This window comes from Myxococcus sp. MxC21-1 (assembly GCF_032612255.1).
GTDB classification, from domain to species: domain Bacteria; phylum Myxococcota; class Myxococcia; order Myxococcales; family Myxococcaceae; genus Myxococcus; species Myxococcus virescens.
The window spans coordinates 105,935-122,861 of the sequence record NZ_CP123278.1 but is presented as its reverse complement, the minus strand read 5'-3'; the positions used below and the strand labels follow the sequence as shown (position 1 = coordinate 122,861).

Below are 16,927 nucleotides of genomic sequence, written 5' to 3'. Positions count from 1 at the left end.
CCATGCCCAACGTGCCCTCACACCGATGTCCCATCACCGCGTGCACGCTGCTGCTGGGCTGCCTGCTGTCCGCCGTGAGTCACGCGGCGGCCGCGGACGCACCGCTGCGCGACACGCCACCTTCTGAAGCACGCTCCAGGTACCTGGACACGCTCGCCGCCCCGTCACCGGAAAAAGCAGCCATGCCCACGTACATCGAGCCGGAGGACGTCCCCCTCCCCAAGGGCGCATGGGTGGCGCACGGCGGGCTCGCGCTGCTTCCCGTGGCCGGCGTCTGGGGCGCCAGCCGCGTGGGCGGGGACACACGCGTGGGGGCCACCGCGGCGGAGACGGCGGCGGGAATGCTCCTGGGCGCCATCCCCTCGCGGCTCCTCTTCTTCCGTCCCGCGGCGCCCAGCCCGGGGCGGTGGATGGAATTGGAGACCGTGTCCTTCGGCGGCGGCTTCGTGCTGACACCGCCGCTGACGGCGCTCGGAACGTGGGGCCTGGGCGAGCTCGCCTTTGGCGGGAGTCACCACCCGGGCCGCGCCTACCTGGGCGCGCTCGGCGGCGCGGCCCTGGGCACGCTGCTGGGCGTCATCGTCCACGAAGCCCTGGTGAAGCTGTCCAAGCCCAGCGCCCGCTTGAAGAGCGGCCGTCAGCTCGTCGGCCTGGGATTCATCGGCGTGGGCGCGACGTTGGGCTATCAATGGGCTGGCGGCGGACCTCGCCCAGACGGACACACGCGATAGTTCTGCTGCGTCTGTTTCCACACGCACGCGTTGTGCACCGCCCAAGTCCTTGCAGTCTCAGACGCAGTGCGCGTGACATGCGGGGCATTGTGATTGTCAGACCCGGGCTCCACACTCCGCCGCGCTGTACGGACACCGCTGTTGGAGAGACCGCAATGACTGCTCGCAAGCCCCTCCGTATCGCCGTCGTCCTCGCCGCCGCCGCCGCCGTGCTGGGCCTGGGAATCACCATGACGCCGGCCACGGCCGTCGCCGATGACTGCCAGCCGCCCTGCTACAAGCACCCCATCACCGGTGAGTGGATTTGCGGCACCCCGTGTCCGTAATCCCCGGACACACGTGCTGAAACACCTGGGGCCTCTTCCGCACCGCGCGGAGGAGGCCCCGTTTCATTCCCAGCCACCCTGCGGCACCGGCGCGGCGTCAGTCCGTCCGCATGGCCTCCACGGGGTCCAGCTTCGCGGCGCGCGCGGCCGGGTAGATGCCGAACAGCAGGCCCACGCCGCTGCTCATGCCCAGCGACAGCATCACCGCCCAGGCCGGCACCTGCGCGGGCAGCCCCACCATCCACTTCGCCAGCTGCGCCAGGCCCATGCCCAGGCCCACGCCCAACGCGCCACCCACCAGCGACAGCACCACCGCCTCGATGGCGAACTGCGCGAGGATGCGGCGCTTCTTCGCGCCCAGCGCCTTGCGGATGCCAATCTCCCGGGTGCGCTCCGTCACCGCCACCAGCATGATGTTCAGGATGCCGATGCCGCCCACCAGCAGCGACAGCATGCACACGCCAAAGCTGGCCGCGGAAATCACCTTCGAGATCTTGTTGAACATCTCCGTGGCGCTCTCGTTGGAGAACACGAAGAAGTCATCCTCCTCCAACGGCTTCAGGTTGTGGCGCCGCCGCATCAGCAGCGTCACCTCGTCCTGCGCGCGCTGGAGCATCTCCGCCGACTGGGCCTGGACGCTCACCCGGTAGTTGCGCACCCCGAACAGCGCCTTGTAGACGGACAGCGGCATCATCACCTGGTTGTCCTGGCTACCGCCGCCCATGAAGCTGCCGCGGCGCTTGAGCGTGCCAATCACCTGGAAGCTGCGCCCCAGGATGCGGATGTTCTGCCCCAGGGGCTGCACGCCCGGGAACAACGTGTCCGCCAGGTCCTGGCCAATCACCGCCACGCGGCGGCCATCCAGGTACTCCGCGTCCGTGAAGGGCCGCCCGTACTCCACCACCACCGAGTTCGTCTGGAAGTACTCCGGCGTGCCGGCCCAGATGGTCACATTGGGGCGCGACTCGCGCTGCTGCGTGGACACCTTCTGTCCACCCTTGGAGTCCTCCGCCGCCGCCAGCAGCACCGACGGCTGCAGCCGGATGGCCTCCAAGTCGCCCTCGTTCAGCCGGGGCCGCCGCGCCAGCTCCGCCAGGGACAGGTTTCCGCCGAAGGGCAGCCGCTGCACCTGGAAGCAGTCGGAGCCCAGCTCCGACATGCTCTCGTTCACCTGGATGCGCAGGCCCTCGATGAGCCCCATCATCGACACCACCGTGGTGGCGCCAATGACGATGCCCAGCAGCGTCAGGAAGGAGCGCAGCAGGTTGGAACGGAACGTTCCGAACGCCAGCCGCAGGGTGTCCCAGATTGCCATCATCGCCGCCGTCTCCCGTCCGTCACTCGTGGCGAAGCGCTTCCACTGGGTCCAGGTTCGCCGCCCGCGCCGCCGGCCAGATGCCGAACAGCAGCCCCACCATCGCCGCGAACCCCACGCCGGCCACCACCGTCAGCGGCTCCACCGCCGCCGCCAGCGGTGTAATCAAGGACACGATGCGCGCCAGCCCCAGGCCCACCACCGTCCCCAGGGTGCCGCCCAGGGCGGACACGCAGGAGGCCTCCATCAGGAACTGGAGGATGATGGTGCGTTTGCGAGCCCCCAGCGCCCGGCGGACGCCAATCTCCCGCGTCCGCTCGCGCACCGACACCAGCATGATGTTCATGATGCCGATACCGCCCACCAGCAGCGTGATGAGGCCCACGCCCATGGCCGCGCCATAGAGCGCCCCGGTGAGCTGCGCGTACATGCTGGCCAGCTGGTCCGGCCGGTTGATGGCGAAGTCGTCCGGCAGCCCCGGCGGGGTGTTGCGCTCCCGGCGGAGCACCGCGGTGAGCCTGTCCACCACCGCTGGCGCATGCTCCGGCGACGTGAGGGCCACCGCGATGTTGGGTGAGCGCTTCTTGCCGAAGTGCGCCAGGAAGGTGCGGAAGGGCACCATCACCACCAGGTCCTGGTTCTCTCCCAGGATGGTGCCCTTGGCCTCCAGGGTTCCCACCACGCGGAAGGGCTTGCCCTCGAAGAGGATGCGCTGCCCCACCGGGTTCACTCCGGGGAAGAGCGAGCGCACGAGCTCCGCGCCGATGACGGCCACCTGCGCCCGGTTGTCCACGTCCGCGTGGGTGAGGAAGCGGCCCCGCTCCAGGGTGAACGAGCCCACCGTGGCGTAGTCCGGCGTGGTGCCCACCAGCAGCACCGAGCCGATTTTGCGGTCCAGGAAGCGGCCCTCCACGCGCTCGAAGAAGAGCGGCGCCGCGGCCAGCACGTGCTCGGACGCGTTGAGGATGGGCGGCACCAGATCCGCGCTCAGGTCCTTGCGGTTGCGGTACGACCACCAGTCGCCGTTGAGCGTCCAGGGGAACTTCGAGATTTGGAGCGTGTTGGCGCCAATGCTCGAAAGCTGGTCCTCGAAGGAGCGGTTGATGCCCTGGATGATGCCGACGATGGCCAGCAGCGTGCACACACCCACGCCAATGCCCACCGTCGTCAGCACGGTCCGCAGGCGGTTGGAACGGAGCGAGAACAGCGCGATGCGCGCCCCCTCCCACACATCGACCCGGATGCTCACGTCAGATTCTCTCCGCTGCGTTGCACGTCGCGCTGGTTGGTACGGGCCCCGGAACGGGTGATTGCACGCGACATTCCCTCGGTGCAAATCCAGTGTGCTGGAAATCCGTCTGGGCCCCCGCGCCTCCGCACTTCGTGTGGACCGTCGTCCAACGGCGTACAGCACGCGACGACGCAGCAGGTCGAAGCTGGCTCGGTTGGTCCTCGCCCCCAGGCCTGCGGAGGAGCGAGCCCTCTCCAGTCGGCGCACGCATGTTCGGCACCCAGCCCAGGCGGCCCTCCCGGAAAGGCCTCTGCCTCAGCACTTGAGTTCATCCGTTATAACGGATGGAGAGTGCGCCATTTGGATTCATTAAATCCGGCATAGTGGATTAAATGCTGCGGCCTGAGCCTCTTGAATCCGTTATGAAGGATTATATGAAGGTCCATCTCCAGGTGCTGATCGAGGGGGCGTGGGAGCGGGCGGCGCTCCTTGAGTTCCCTACGGCCAAGGAGGGGCGACGCGGCGAATGCACCTTTGAGTACGAGCATGACTACCTCTTTCGGTGGATTGCCGACTCGCCGCCGCTGGCGGCGGTAAGTCTCAATCTTCCGGTCGAGTTCGCCCCCAAGGTCTGGCGCCGTTGGCCAGCGTTCCTCGATGACCTGCGCCCCATGGGAAGTGCCCGCGGCTGGTGGCTGCGGCGACTGAACCTCCCGGATGAAGCGGCGAGCGACATCGACATCCTACGGCGCGGTACCATCGCACCAGTCGGCAATCTCCGAATCGAGGAGGCCGTTCCCGCGAAGAAGGAACCTCCCCATCGGTTCCCGCGCCAGGCCGTCATCGACCGCGAGCACGCCTTCATCACGTACGCAGCCAACGCCGGAGCACAAGTCGGAGGTGCGACAGGCGCCGGTGGTGATTCTCCGAAGCTCCTGCTCCGCTGCGACGAAACAAACCATGTGTGGATCGACGTCTGGCAGGATGACCCTGCCTGCCCGGATCGACACTATCTCGTCAAGTTCGCGCGCAGTCGCAACGAACGCGACCGAACCATCCTCCGGTCGGAGTACGTTTATTACAAAGCGCTCGCGGAGCTCGGATTCGAAACGATTCCGCAAGAGGGGCTCGCGCTTCACGAAGGCCCTTCAGGCCCGAGCCTCTGGCTTCCCCGCTTCGACGTCGCGCGACGAGACGGCCGCGAGATTCGGTTCGGACTCGAATCCATCTACTCGCTGCTCCAGGCCGAGCCAGGCTCCTTCCAGAAGCATCAAGCGGTCTTGGGCGCACTACAACACGTCATCCCCAAGACAGACTGGCCGACGGTGCGCCTCGAATACCTGAAGCGGGACCTGCTGAATCAGGTGTTCGGCAACTCGGACAACCACTGCAGGAACATCGCCGTGCTCAAAACGGATAGCACCGTCCGCCTCGCGCCCATCTTCGACTTCGCGCCGATGAAGATGGACCTCGAAGGCATCACCCGCACCACGACATGGGATGGGTACGAAGCTGGTGGAGAAGTCGACTGGGATGCGCTCCTCAAGAGCTTCGGTCGAGATGAGACATTGTTGCGCGACGGCCTCAACGACCTCGCCTTACGCCTTCGTCAGCTCCCCGAGCTCCTCACCGACCTCGGGCTGCCGGAAGAAACGCTGGACTTCGCGGGGCTCGACCTTCGCGGCACCGAGAAGCGCCTCCGCACGTGGGGGTTCCTATGAAGCGCGCCGACGTCGCCCGGCTGACCTCGCTCGAACGAAAGGCGCTGCTGGAAGAACTCGCCGCGATGGTCGCCATCGGCGAGTTCAACCTCGGAGACGCCTCGCGAATCCTTCGCAGCACGATGCTGGGAATGGACCGGAAGACCTTCGCGCGCGCGGTGAAGCTCGCCGCCAGCGTCATCGCGAAGCTGGAGGACGGGCCGAACGCGAACCCGACGCTTGAGACGCTCAACAAAGTCTTCGCGCCGTTCGGCGGAAAGGTCGCGTTGACGTTTCCCCGCATCGAGGAGCCACGCCCGCTCGATGATGCCGAGAAACAGCGTCGAGCGATGCTCCGCGCCGCACTCGCGAAGAGCAAGCGACAGCGGCGGCGCTCGACAGAGCCGTAAGCCTCTCAACACAGGTAGCCCCTGGGCCTTTCCCCTGTCCGACAGGCCTGATGCGTTCTCGGGTGTCCGCGATTTCGTGAGGAGGCCGCGTGAGAGAGAGTGAGGCACGGTGCGGCAAAGCCTCGCCGTTCGGCCGGGGCGCCGGAACGGGCGCAATCTTGCCGCCGCACGGAAACAGCTGGCGCCGCAAAGGGACTCTGCCGGTGGCCGTCTGGTAGGAACGTCCCCACCTTTCCCCTGGCGCCCCCGACCCGGGAGCCACCGCGACACATGGCCCCGTCCGCCGCTCCCGCCACCGACGATGCGCCGCCCGCCTTCCCGGCGTTCACGCGCTCCCAGAAGGTCTTCACCCTGCTGGGCGCGGTGCTGGGGCTCTTGCTCGCCGCGCTGGACCAGACGATTGTCGCCACCGCGGGACCGGCCATCCAGGCGGACCTGCGAATCCCCGCCTCGCTCTACCCGTGGCTCACCACGTCGTACTTCGTCGCGTCGACGACGATGGTGCCCGTGTGGGGCAAGCTGTCGGACCTGCTGGGCCGGCGCGCGGTGTTGGCCGCGGGCATCCTCATCTTCCTCGCGGGCAGCTTCCTGTGCGGGGTGGCGCGCTCCACGGTGGCGCTCATCCTCTTCCGCGCCGTGCAGGGGCTGGGCAGCGCGGCGCTGTTCACCGCCGCGCTGGCGGTGGTGGCCGACCTCTTCGAGCCCCGTGAGCGCGGCAAGTACCAGGGCCTCTTCGGCGCCATGTTCGGCCTGTCCAGCGTGGTGGGGCCGCTGGCCGGTGGGTTCATCACCGACCACCTGGGCTGGCACTGGGTGTTCTTCATCAACCTGCCCGTGGGCGCGGTGGCGCTGGCGCTGGTGCTGTCGCGCATGCCACGGCTGAAGCCCCAGCGTGATTCCCGGGGCGGGCTGGACCTGGTGGGGGCGTTCGCGCTCGCGGTGGCGCTGGTGCCGCTGCTGCTGGCGCTCAGCCTGGGGCAGACAGACGGCGGCGACTGGGCCTGGACGTCGTGGCGCATCCTGGGACTGTTCGCGCTGTCGGCGGTGGGCATGGTGGCCTTCCTCTGGGCGGAGCGGCGCGCGCCCGAGCCGCTGCTCGACCTGACGCTGTTCCGCCTGCGGGCCTTCAGCGCGGGCAACGCGGCGGTGTTCATCGTCGGCGGGGCGTTCCTGTCGGGCATCGTCTTCCTGCCGCTGTTCATGGTGAACGTGGTGGGGCTGTCGGCGACGCGCTCGGGGCTGACGGTCATGCCGCTGACGCTGGGCGTGGTGGCGGGGAACGTGCTGAGCGGGCAGCTCGTGTCCAGGGTGGGCCGCTACAAGGCGCTGCTGCTGGGCTCGCTGGTGCTGCTGATGGCGGGCTTCGCCGTCATGGCCTTCACGCTGACGCCGGACTCCACCCAGGCGGAGGTGACGGCGAAGATGGTGCTGGTGGGCCTGGGGCTGGGGCCTTCGATTCCGCTCTACACGATGGCCATCCAGAACGCGGTGCCGCCGGACCAGATTGGCGTGGGCACCGCGGCGGCCACGTTCTTCCGGCAGCTGGGCATGACGTTGGGCGTGGCGCTGCTGGGGACGGTGTTCGCGTCCACGCTGTCCTCGGAGCTGGAGGCGCGCATGGCGCAGGCCACGTCGGCGCTCCCGGACTCCGTGAAGGCCGAGGTGACGCGCGCCGCGCCGGGCGTCAGTGGCGAAGGCGGACCCACCGGGCAGGTGTTCCGCGCGGATGAGGTGAAGGCGCGGGTGCGCGCGGAGTTCGACGCCGAGCGGCGCCGTGCGGAGACGGCGGCCGCTCCCGAGGTCCGGGCGAAAGTGGACGCGGACGAGCGGCAGGCACTGGCGGCGGTGGACGCGGCGGACCGGGCGCTGAAGATGGCGTTCACTCGCGGCGTCTCCGCCGTGTACCACGTGGCCCTGTTCATCGCCGCCGCGGCACTGCTGGTGACACTGTTCCTTCCGGAGCAGCACCTGCGCCGCAAGCGCCGGCGCATCGAGTCGCGTGCCAGCGCCCCGGAGCAGTAGAGTCGCGGCATGGCTCACGACACGGAACAGCCACCCGCGCTCACGGATGCGGAGGCCGCCGAGCGCATCCACGCGCACTTTCCCTCACTCGCGACGGCGCGGGTCGTCCGCCTGGGGGAAGGCACGGACCATCAGGCCTTCGAGGTGGAGGGGCGCTACGTCTTCCGCTTCCCCAAGAGCGACGAAGCCGCCGAGCACCTGAAGTGGGAGGCGCGCCTGCTGGCGTGGCTCGAACCCCGGCTTCCCCTGCCGGTCCCCGACTACCGTTTCCTCGCGCACCCTGCCGCCGACCTCGCTGCGGGCTTCGCGGGCTACGAGAAGCTCCCAGGGACGCCCGCGCTCCTCGTCGTGCCCGAGCGGCTGGACCTGTCGGACCTCGGCCGCAGGCTCGGCGCCTTCCTGAGAGCGCTCCATGCGCTCGACCCCGCCGAAGCCGATGCGCTCGGCGTGCCGGCGGACGACGACCCAGAACTCGAAGCGTGGTCGGCCGCCGCCGTGGACGATTTGCGGCTCGCCGTCGAACACGGCCATGTGGAACGGCACCGGGCGGCGGATTGGGAGCAGCGGCTCAGGGTGCGTCCCACGGAGGGACGCGGCGCGCCCCGGCTGGTCCACGGCGACTTCGCCGCGGAGCATGTCCTGGTCGATGCCCACGGTGCTCCCACGGGGGTCATCGACTGGAGCGATGCGTGCGTTGGAGACCCCGCGAGGGATTTCGCCGGACTGCTCCACTGGGGCGGAGCGCCCATGCTGACCGCCGCGCTGGAGACGTATGGCGCGGTCAGCCCCGCCGTCCTCACGCGGGCGCGGTGGTTCGCCGCCTGCCGCGCGGTGGCCGACATCGCCTTCGGCCAGACGCAGGGACGGCCGGAGTACATCGCCGCCGGGCAACGGGCGCTCACCGGACTTGAGGAGCACCCGCCCTTCGACGCGTGACGCGCGGCTCAGGAGCCGCTGCAACGAACCTGGATCGGATGGCTCTCCAGCACCACGCACTCGCCGCTGCTGCACTTGAACAAGTCACAGATTTCAGGGGACTGGACGCAGCGGATTTCGGGGCCCGAGCCCAGGTTGAACGAGGCGCAGGAGAGGCCCTCGGGGCATTGCTTCTGCTCCCCGGTACACGCCGGGCCGAGCACCTGGCCCTCCTTCAACGACAGCCTGGACTCAGTCTCCGTGGGCACCTCGCCCTCGGCGCCACGACAGCCCGCCAGGATGAACGCGGCGATGACCCACTTCAGCCCCGGAACACGCTTGCCTTGCTTCATCATGAATGTCCTCCCACGAACCAGTGACTGTCCGAGCTGAGCAAGACACACGCCAACGCAGACGAGGCCCGTCAGCTGAGCAGCCACCCGTGTGACGCCGACGACGCCATGCTCCAAGGGGTGCCTCGGAAATCCAAGGGCCCCGAAGCCACCCTCAGTTTCCCGAGGTCTTCGACTGACCAGAAGTGAGCTTAGAGATCCGCGAACAAGTCAACGGCCGCCTGAGCAAGCAAAGCCCGGTCGACCTCTTCGAGCCCTTCTGCATAGGCAATGACATCCAGCACACCTGCGGCATCCGTGCTCCAGAACAAGCGCTGCAGTTTGGCACGGAGCGCCTGCCCTTCCTCGCCGGCCTGCTTCAGTGATGCGCGCACGTCATCCAGCCCCACGAGCTTGACGTAGGCAAAGATGTCGAAGCAGTCCTTGGTCTCCGTTGGCCGCTGCTCCAACTTGGCGCGAACCTTCATCGAGAGGAATCCAACTGCGTCCGGCAGCCGGATTCGCAGCGAGGTCTCTCCCATGGGAAGAGACACGAGCTGACTTCCACGCAGCGCCAGCCGCGCATCCGGCAGCGGCGTCATGTTCGTGGGGAGTTGTTCCAAATCGACTCCAGCAGGTGCGAACAGGTCGAGGTGCATCACCCCTCCCGGAAGGGTTTTCGACCAACGAAAACTGCGCGTTCGCTCGTACCCCCGGAGCTTGAGGACCTCAGGTAGACGCTCCGCCCCGAATTCGGTGCCATCCATGTCGAAGAGCAGATCAGGCTCGTGGGAATAGCCACGCTCAATCACGGCGCCTGTGTCGGTCGTGACGGCGATGACCCCCGACCCACCCTTGCGGAGCGACTCCAACGCGAGCACCTGCCCGCCGATGAGCACGACGTTCCAGGAGAGATCTCCCAGTTGCAGCAGGAGTTCACCCAGTTCTCGCAGAATCTCTTCGAACTGCTCCTGCTCGGTCATGGCGCTTCCTCTGAAATGGGCAGCGCCCGTGCGAATCGCTGCACCAATTCATCCGCCTGCTCCTTGCCGCGCCCCCCACTTTGATGGAAGTCCACGGTCAACTGAGGCAACGCCACACCCAGGCCATGAGGAAGCGTTCGTGGCGAAAAGAAGACCCCCCCGGCATCCGTCTCAGCCGAGGGCTCCGCCCGTAGCACCCAGAAGTTATGGGGCATCAGACGGCGCAGCCCGAAGGCTTCGACAGCCGCGTCGATAGAACCCGTGAGATAGAGCCCGTGAGGCAGTCCCGACACGAAGCGCTCCTCAGGCAGCAAGGCGCTCGCCAGCGTGTAGATGCCCCGAATGCCTTGGGCCCTCAATCGCTCAAGGCCCTTCCCCAACAACTCCGGCGTGGTGGAAGGTGCGTTGAAACCGTCCAGGGTCACGGAGGTCTTCTCGCCACTTGCCATCCACGCCCTCAGCAGGCGCACGGGAGCCCTCAGCCGAAACCCACTCCGCTTGCCGACCGGCTCGACATACCCATCGAGCACGAGGTGACGGACGACGCCGTACGCATAGGAGTAACTGGTCTGCGTCCGCTCCGACAACGCGCGGACCGTCTGCGCTTCTCCCGGCGACTGCAACAGGGTCCGGACGATGCGGCACCCCTTCCCGTGGAACACCGGCTCACGGGGACGCCGCTGCGACGGTTCGCGCCCCTGTACACGAATGAAGGTGCTGCCTGAGCGCAGGAAGAACGTTCCTCGCTGATCGACCAATGCGACGTCTTCTTGCTCACAGGCCGCGATGACTCCAGCTGACGCGGAATCCGTCGCAATCATCGGGATGCGGACAACGGGCAGGCGCTCGGCAGTCCCATCCCGCTGGTCCAGCGCCACACTCGCCGCGCGCAGACGTTCCCGAAGTGAGTGCACGTCCACCGGGAGCAACGGCGCGCGGTAGGCCATCAGGACCGGCACTCGTACCTGGGGGAGAACCACCTCGGCGAGCTCATAGATCGCCTGCCCACCAGGCCCTCTGCGCGGCAACAGGAAGACGTCTTGGCGCAGGAGCTCCACCCCCCGAGGCAACCGGAGGTCCTGCTTCCAGAATGCTTCTCGAAACTCCGCAGTCGAGTCCATTAATTCTGTCGATAATACTTAGATATGCGCAAAATACGTGCGCATATTGGCCGTAAACGACCAATATCGACAAAATTAAAGAAGCATGAGGCCCAAGGGCCTCCCGGCTGGCCTCCCCCCAAGCGGCCCCTTAGTTCCCTGAGGTCTTCGACTGCTGCGCGGGCGCGGTGACTGGCGCGGGCCCACGCGGTGCCGGCGCCTCGGGGCGCGCGAGCGTGCCGGGCATCTCCGCCAGCGCGTACGTCATCCACGCCACGGCGGCGGTGCTGCGCGCCAGGTCCTGCGGGTCCACCTTGTCCAGCGTGTCCGCCTCCGTGTGGTGCACGTCGAAGTAGCGGCTGCTGTCCACCTCCACGCCGAAGAAGGGCACGCGCGCGGGCATCAGCGGGCTGATGTCCGCCCCACCCGCCTCGCGCGGGGAGAACTGCGTCACGCCCAGCGCGGTCAGCGGCGGCAGCCACGGGCGCAGCAAATCCTGTCCACCTTCGCCCGCGCGCACGCTGACGCTCACGGGCCGCCCGCCGCCCGCGTCCATCTCCAGCGCGCCCACGTGCCGGGGCAGCTCCGCCGCGTGCGCCTCCGCGTAGGCCCGCCCACCGCGCAGGCCGTTCTCCTCGTTCATGAAGAGCACCACCCGCACCGTGCGCCGGGCGCCTGCGGCAGCTTCGCGATGAGGCGCGCGGCCTCCATCACCATCACCACGCCCGCGCCGTCGTCATGCGCGCCCGTGCCCACGTCCCACGAATCCAGGTGCGCGCCAATCAGCACGATTTCCTGCGGCTTCTCCCGGCCGCGAATCTCCGCCACGACGTTGGAGGAATCCGCGTCCGGCAGCTCGGAGCTGCCCAGCATCAGCTTCACACGCACCGGGCCGCCCGCCAGCAGCCGGTGGAGCAGGTCCGCGTCCTCCGTGGCCACCGACGCCGCCGGAATCCGCGGCCCCTCACTGGGGAAGTTCGTCGCGCCCGTGTGCGGCGTGCGCAGCGACGCCGTGGCCAGCGAGCGCACCAGCGCGCCCACCGCCCCGTGCTTCGCGGCGGCGGCAGGGCCTCGTGAGCGCAGCCCCGCGAAGCGCCCGTAGTCCGCGGCCACCGTCATGGTGTGGTTGAAGAAGACGAACTTCCCCTTCACCGCCGCGCCCAGCGACTCCAACTGCTCCAGCGACGTCACCTCCACCACCTCGGCGCTGAGTCCCTCGGGCGCGGTGGGTGGGCTGCCGCCCAGGGCCAGCAACGCCAGGGGGTGTCCCCGCGTGCGCTCGGAGGCCAGCACCTCGCCGGACGCCTCGCCTCGCACCCAGTGCGGCACCTTCACCGGCTCCAACCACGCCTTCACCCCGTCGGCCTTGAAAGAGCGCAGCGCCCACTGCACGGCGGCCTCGGCGCCCGGCGACCCCGACAGGCGCGGGCCAATGCCGTCCGTCAGCTCGGCGAGCCGCGCATAGGCATGGCCATCCGTGAGCGCGGGACCAATGAGCTTCTCCGCGGTCGCCTGCGCGTACACAGGCGCGGCGCGCTTCGCGGTGGCGGTGGGCTTCGCGGGGACAGCCTTGGGCGCCGACTTCGCGGCGGGTGCGGCTCCCGACAGCAACTGGAGCGCGAGGGAAGCGGGCAGGATGAAGGTGGCGACGGGCAAGGGGCCTCCAAGGGGAGGCGCTCACTCTCCGTCGAGCCCCTGGACCTCGCAAGCGACGGTGAGCGTCACCACCGCCCGGAAGCGGATAACGCCCGTGCGTCCTGCAGGCATGGAACCGAGGGGCGGAGCGAGAATCCCAGGGGCCACCGCGCGCCGAGAGGGGGAACGCGGCGCGCGGGGCTCAACTGGGACTTCCACGACGGTGTCGCTTTTGGGGGAGGCAATCACCGCCGCCGCGTCTCACTCCGAAGAGGAAACGTGGACGGCATGTTGAAGGGCGAGCGAGCGCCCGTCAAGCACGCGCCCCCTCCGAGCCCATAATCGAACATTCACACCCGGTGAACACAGACGATTCCACTGTCACTGTCCAAATCAGGCGATTCCCGAGGGCAGCCACCGGAAGGCGGGCATCCCGTGCGGAGCGTGTTACAGGCCGGGCAGAGGTAAGCGCATGCAATCCACCCTGACGCGGCGGCCCCAGGCGACGGCATTCAGCATCGAGGACCTGCTGGACCGCGTCCGGCGAGGTGAGGTGCGGCTGCCCCACTTCCAGCGGCCCCTGCGCTGGGAGGCCGGCGATGTGAGGGATTTGCTCGACAGCGTGTACCGCGGCTATCCCATTGGCACGCTGCTCTTCTGGAAGCGCGAGGCTCCCGCCGCCAGCGTGAGCTTCGGCCCGGTGCGCATCGACGCGCCTTCCCACAGCCAGGCGCTGTGGGTGGTGGATGGACAGCAGCGCATCACCGCGCTGGCCGCGGTGCTCCTCCACCCGGAGCAGGAGCCCGCCGCGCGGGACGGCTTCACGCTCTTCTTCGACCTGGACACACACGAAATCGTCCAGCCCGCGCACGGCGAGCCGACGCCTCCACACTGGCTGCCGCTCAACCGGGTGCTCGACAGCGAGCAACTGCTGGGCTGGCTGGACCGCTACCCAGGGCGCGAGAAGAACCCGGAGCACGTGCGCGCGGCCATCCGTCTGGGCAAGGCGGCGCGCGAGTACCAGATGCCCGCGTACGTCGTCGAAGCCGCGGAGGAGAAGACGCTGCGCATCATCTTCAAGCGGCTCAACACCTCCGGAAAGCCGCTCACCGACGACGAGGTCTTCAACGCGCTCTACGGCGGCACCGCGGGCTCGCGGCTGCCCAACCTGAAGGCGCTGGCCACCAGCCTGCTGGAGCTGGGCTTCGGCCGCATCGATGAATCCCTGCTGCTCAAGGCCGTGCTCGCGGTGCGCGGCCTGGACTTCACCCAGGACTTCCAGAAGCAGCTCCGCGAGGAGGACGACCTCACGCAGACGCTGCTCCAGACGGAAGCGGCCCTGCGCAGCGTCATCGTCTTCCTCAAGCGCGACGCGGGAATCCCCCACGGGCGCCTGCTGACGAACCCGCTCTACTTCGTGCTGCTCGCGCGCTTCTTCCACCTGCACCCGGAGCCGTCGCCGCGTACCCGGGATTTGCTCGCGCGCGGGTTCTGGCGCGGCAGCCTGGTGGACAGCTTCCTCGACAGCCGGGCCCTGTCGCCGCAGGAACTGCTGGCCGCCATCGGCCCCGACGAGGAGCAGTCCGTCCAGTCCCTGCTGGCGCAGGTGCGGCCCCTGTCCGACGAATGGCTGGCCCAGCACGCGCAGCCCGCGACGTTCGGCCTCGCGCTGCGCTCGCGGGGCATGGCCCTCAATGCCTTGTACGCGCTCCAGCCGCGGCACCTGCGCACCGGCGCCCTGCTGGAGCCATCCCAGCTCTTCAGCGACACCGACCCCGCCAGCCTCAGCCCCGTGCTCAAGTCCCTCACCGTGCAGGAGCCCGACGCCGAGCTGAAGCTGGACCCCGCGCTGTACCGCTCCTTCCTCTACACCCCCGCCAACTACCTGCTGCACCCGCCCCTGCCCGGTCAGCCCCTGTTGGACGTGCTGCGGGACGAGCCCGCGCCGCCACCCGAGGTCCTCCAGAGCCAGGCCATCACCCCCGCCATGCGCGACACGCTGCGCGAGGGCGGCACGCTCGAATTCCTCATGCAGCGCATGGAGCTCATCGATAGACACATCATCGAGTTCCTGCGGGCCCGCACCCGCTACGAGGAGTCGGACCGTCCGTCCCTCCAATCGCTGGTCGTCGAGGAGGAGGACTGACTTGGAGCCCACCCGCACCACGGCCGGAATCCTCGACGTCCACCTGGGCGACGTCCATGTCGGCACGCTGACGCTGCTGGAGGACGAACGCATCGAGTTCGTCATCGCGGAGGAGTACCGCCAGCGCTACCCACGCCCGGTGCTGGGACAGATTTTCGAGGACGACCTCTCGCGCCGCCACGTCAGCCGCCTGCGCCTGCCTTCGTACTTCTCCAACCTGCTCCCGGAAGGCACGCTGCGCGAGCTCATCGCCGAACGCGAGCAGGTGGCCCGCCAGCGCGAGTTCTTCCTCATCGCGCGGCTGGGTGAGGACCTGCCCGGCGCCATCGTCGTGCGGCCCGCCAGCGTGCTGTCGCTCAGCGGAATGGAGCCGCTGGAGGAACCCCAGCCGTCCCACGCGCCGCAGGAGCAGGAGCCGCTGCGCTTCTCGCTCGCGGGCGTGCAGCTCAAGTTCTCCATGCTGCGCCGGGACAAGGCGATGACGCTCCCGGCGGGCGGACGCGGCGGCAACTGGATTGTGAAGCTACCGGACAACCGCTACGACCGCGTCCCGGAGAACGAGTTCTCCATGATGACGTGGGCCCGCGCCGCCGGCATCACCGTCCCCGAGGTGGCGCTGCTGGACGTGGCCGACATCCAGGGCCTGCCCGAAGGCATCACCCTGCGCGAGGACGTGGCCTACGCCGTGCGCCGCTTCGACCGCCCCGAGCCCGGCCGCCGGGTCCACATGGAGGACCTGACGCAGGTGCTGGGGCTGTACGCGGATGAGAAGTACAAGAAGTACAACTACGAGACGGTCGCCAACGTCATCTACAAGGTCGCCGGACTGGACGCGCTGCACGAGTTCCTGCGGCGGCTGGTGTTCATCGCCGTCATTGGCAACGGGGACGCGCACCACAAGAACTGGTCGCTGCTCTACCCGGACGGCACCCGCGCCACGCTGTCACCCGCGTACGACCTGGTGTCCACGCTCCAGTACATGCCGGCGGACACGCTCGCGCTCAACTTCGCGAAGTCGAAGCGCTTCGAGGACATCTCCCTGGGCAGCTTCGAACGGCTGGCGCGCAAGCTGGCGCTGCCCCCCAGCGACGTGCTGCCGGTGGTGACGTCCGCGGTGGAAGCGTCGCTCGACACCTGGTTCTCGCTCCACGCGCAGCTGCCCCTGCCGGAGGAGAGCCGCCGCCGCATCGAAGCCCACTGGAAGCGCGTGCCCCTGCTCCAGGGGCAATGAACCGGAGCCCGCCATGAGCGAAGACGCCTTCTTCACCGTCTATGGCAACCTGCCCCGTCACGGCCCCGGCAGCGACGACTGCACCCGGGAGGCCCTGCGACGGCTGCCTCCGCTGCCACCGCACCCGCGCGTGGTGGACCTCGGCTGTGGCGCGGGCGCGCAGACGCTGGTGCTCGCCGAGGCGCTGCGCACCCGGGTCATCGCGGTGGACCTGCACAGGCCCTTCCTCGACCAACTCCAGGCGCGGGCGCGCGAGCGGGGCCTGGACGCACTCGTCGAAATTCAGCAGCAGGACATGGGCGCGCTGTCGCTGCCCGAGGCTTCCTTGACCTCCTCTGGTCCGAAGGCGCCATCTACCACCTGGGCTTCGGTCCGGGACTGCGGCGCTGGCGCCCGCTGCTCGCGCCCGGCGGCCTGGCTGCCGTCACCGAATGCACCTGGCTGACCGATGAGCGCCCCGACGAAATCGCGCGCTTCTGGGGTGAGGTCTACCCCACCATGGGTACGGTTTTGGAGAACCGCGCCGCCGCGGAAGCCGCGGGCTACGAGGTGCTCGACACCTTCACCCTCCCCGCCTCCGCATGGTGGGACACCTACTACACGCCCCTGCTCCAGCGCGTCGCACACCTGCGCGCCCACGGCGACGCGTCATTGGAAGACGCGCTCTCGGCCGCCGAGCAGGAGACCCGCCTCTATCGCCAGTACGAACACACCTACGGCTACGTGTTCCATCTGTTGCGCAACCCGTCAGCGCTTTGACTCCGCGTATGAGCGGCCTCATCCACAAAATCAGGACATGCAATTTTTCCACAAGTAGTGTCTATGTCCTGGAAAGCGCAAAGGCGTCTAC

Annotated in this window: 15 protein-coding genes and 1 pseudogene; 10 read left to right on the top strand and 6 right to left on the bottom strand. The window is 68.5% G+C overall.

From position 1 onward, the window contains the following. The first annotated feature begins 2 nt into the window (after nucleotides 1-2). A complete protein-coding gene (locus tag QEG98_RS00560; protein ID WP_316565342.1) occupies nucleotides 3-731 on the top strand; it encodes a hypothetical protein in 729 nt (242 codons plus the stop codon). A 155-nt stretch (nucleotides 732-886) separates the two neighbouring features. Further along, on the top strand, nucleotides 887-1,057 hold the full coding sequence (locus QEG98_RS00555; protein WP_316565341.1) for a hypothetical protein: 171 nt from the start codon (nucleotides 887-889) through the stop codon (nucleotides 1,055-1,057). Between the two features lie 97 nt (nucleotides 1,058-1,154). Here QEG98_RS00555 and QEG98_RS00550 read toward each other — a convergent pair whose 3' ends face one another. Together QEG98_RS00550 and QEG98_RS00545 are read right to left on the bottom strand one after the other, a co-directional pair. Then, nucleotides 1,155-2,375, bottom strand: a complete 1,221-nt coding sequence (locus tag QEG98_RS00550; RefSeq protein ID WP_316565340.1) for an ABC transporter permease — start codon at nucleotides 2,373-2,375, stop codon at nucleotides 1,155-1,157. A 19-nt stretch (nucleotides 2,376-2,394) separates the two neighbouring features. Next, nucleotides 2,395-3,621: an ABC transporter permease gene (locus tag QEG98_RS00545; RefSeq protein ID WP_316565339.1), complete on the bottom strand. Its 1,227-nt coding sequence runs from the start codon at nucleotides 3,619-3,621 to the stop codon at nucleotides 2,395-2,397. 416 nt (nucleotides 3,622-4,037) lie between these two features. Here QEG98_RS00545 and QEG98_RS00540 point away from each other — a divergent pair, with 416 nt between their 5' ends. From QEG98_RS00540 to QEG98_RS00525, 4 genes are all read left to right on the top strand, one after another. Continuing rightward, entirely contained in the window at nucleotides 4,038-5,324 is a 1,287-nt protein-coding gene (locus QEG98_RS00540) for a type II toxin-antitoxin system HipA family toxin (RefSeq protein WP_316565338.1), read from the top strand. Further along, entirely contained in the window at nucleotides 5,321-5,713 is a 393-nt protein-coding gene (locus tag QEG98_RS00535; RefSeq protein ID WP_316565337.1) for a hypothetical protein, read from the top strand. The genes QEG98_RS00540 and QEG98_RS00535 overlap by 4 nt, the downstream gene beginning before the upstream one ends. 270 nt (nucleotides 5,714-5,983) lie before the next feature. Continuing rightward, nucleotides 5,984-7,735, top strand: coding sequence for an MDR family MFS transporter (locus QEG98_RS00530; protein WP_316565336.1), 1,752 nt, complete (start codon nucleotides 5,984-5,986; stop codon nucleotides 7,733-7,735). 9 nt (nucleotides 7,736-7,744) lie between these two features. Continuing rightward, on the top strand, nucleotides 7,745-8,671 hold the full coding sequence (locus QEG98_RS00525; protein ID WP_316565335.1) for a phosphotransferase family protein: 927 nt from the start codon (nucleotides 7,745-7,747) through the stop codon (nucleotides 8,669-8,671). Between the two features lie 8 nt (nucleotides 8,672-8,679). On the opposite strand, the gene QEG98_RS00520 is transcribed toward QEG98_RS00525, so the two are convergent. The 4 genes and pseudogenes from QEG98_RS00520 to QEG98_RS00505 form a co-directional block, all read right to left on the bottom strand. Then, on the bottom strand, nucleotides 8,680-9,006 hold the full coding sequence (locus QEG98_RS00520) for a hypothetical protein (protein WP_020477944.1): 327 nt from the start codon (nucleotides 9,004-9,006) through the stop codon (nucleotides 8,680-8,682). 188 nt (nucleotides 9,007-9,194) lie between these two features. Beyond that, nucleotides 9,195-9,965, bottom strand: coding sequence for a hypothetical protein (locus QEG98_RS00515; RefSeq protein WP_316565334.1), 771 nt, complete (start codon nucleotides 9,963-9,965; stop codon nucleotides 9,195-9,197). Further along, on the bottom strand, nucleotides 9,962-10,843 hold the full coding sequence (locus tag QEG98_RS00510) for a hypothetical protein (RefSeq protein WP_316565333.1): 882 nt from the start codon (nucleotides 10,841-10,843) through the stop codon (nucleotides 9,962-9,964). Before QEG98_RS00510 ends, QEG98_RS00515 begins: the two co-directional genes overlap by 4 nt. 373 nt (nucleotides 10,844-11,216) lie before the next feature. Then, nucleotides 11,217-12,721 (bottom strand): annotated as a pseudogene (locus QEG98_RS00505) (M20/M25/M40 family metallo-hydrolase). A gap of 451 nt (nucleotides 12,722-13,172) precedes the next feature. Here QEG98_RS00505 and QEG98_RS00500 point away from each other — a divergent pair. From QEG98_RS00500 to QEG98_RS00485, 4 genes are read left to right on the top strand one after another with little or no spacing between them, the layout of a single operon-like run. After that, nucleotides 13,173-14,846, top strand: coding sequence for a DUF262 domain-containing protein (locus tag QEG98_RS00500; protein ID WP_316565332.1), 1,674 nt, complete (start codon nucleotides 13,173-13,175; stop codon nucleotides 14,844-14,846). Between the two features lies 1 nt (nucleotide 14,847). After that, nucleotides 14,848-16,077: a type II toxin-antitoxin system HipA family toxin gene (locus QEG98_RS00495; protein ID WP_316565331.1), complete on the top strand. Its 1,230-nt coding sequence runs from the start codon at nucleotides 14,848-14,850 to the stop codon at nucleotides 16,075-16,077. 13 nt (nucleotides 16,078-16,090) lie between these two features. Further along, nucleotides 16,091-16,522, top strand: coding sequence for a class I SAM-dependent methyltransferase (locus QEG98_RS00490; RefSeq protein WP_316565330.1), 432 nt, complete (start codon nucleotides 16,091-16,093; stop codon nucleotides 16,520-16,522). Between the two features lie 53 nt (nucleotides 16,523-16,575). Further along, entirely contained in the window at nucleotides 16,576-16,836 is a 261-nt protein-coding gene (locus QEG98_RS00485) for a hypothetical protein (RefSeq protein ID WP_316565329.1), read from the top strand. Nucleotides 16,837-16,927 lie beyond the last annotated feature (91 nt).

Bases quoted from the DNA above. Each gene is read 5' to 3' on its own strand.
- QEG98_RS00535 (WP_316565337.1), top strand. From the start codon at position 5,321: ATGAAGCGCGCCGACGTCGCCCGGCTGACCTCGCTCGAACGAAAGGCG.
- QEG98_RS00490 (WP_316565330.1), top strand. From the start codon at position 16,091: ATGAGCGAAGACGCCTTCTTCACCGTCTATGGCAACCTGCCCCGTCAC.
- QEG98_RS00525 (WP_316565335.1), top strand. From the start codon at position 7,745: ATGGCTCACGACACGGAACAGCCACCCGCGCTCACGGATGCGGAGGCC.
- QEG98_RS00485 (WP_316565329.1), top strand. From the start codon at position 16,576: ATGGGTACGGTTTTGGAGAACCGCGCCGCCGCGGAAGCCGCGGGCTAC.
- QEG98_RS00560 (WP_316565342.1), top strand. From the start codon at position 3: ATGCCCAACGTGCCCTCACACCGATGTCCCATCACCGCGTGCACGCTG.
- QEG98_RS00515 (WP_316565334.1), bottom strand. From the start codon at position 9,965: ATGACCGAGCAGGAGCAGTTCGAAGAGATTCTGCGAGAACTGGGTGAA.
- QEG98_RS00530 (WP_316565336.1), top strand. From the start codon at position 5,984: ATGGCCCCGTCCGCCGCTCCCGCCACCGACGATGCGCCGCCCGCCTTC.
- QEG98_RS00520 (WP_020477944.1), bottom strand. From the start codon at position 9,006: ATGATGAAGCAAGGCAAGCGTGTTCCGGGGCTGAAGTGGGTCATCGCC.
- QEG98_RS00500 (WP_316565332.1), top strand. From the start codon at position 13,173: ATGCAATCCACCCTGACGCGGCGGCCCCAGGCGACGGCATTCAGCATC.
- QEG98_RS00550 (WP_316565340.1), bottom strand. From the start codon at position 2,375: ATGATGGCAATCTGGGACACCCTGCGGCTGGCGTTCGGAACGTTCCGT.
- QEG98_RS00555 (WP_316565341.1), top strand. From the start codon at position 887: ATGACTGCTCGCAAGCCCCTCCGTATCGCCGTCGTCCTCGCCGCCGCC.
- QEG98_RS00540 (WP_316565338.1), top strand. From the start codon at position 4,038: ATGAAGGTCCATCTCCAGGTGCTGATCGAGGGGGCGTGGGAGCGGGCG.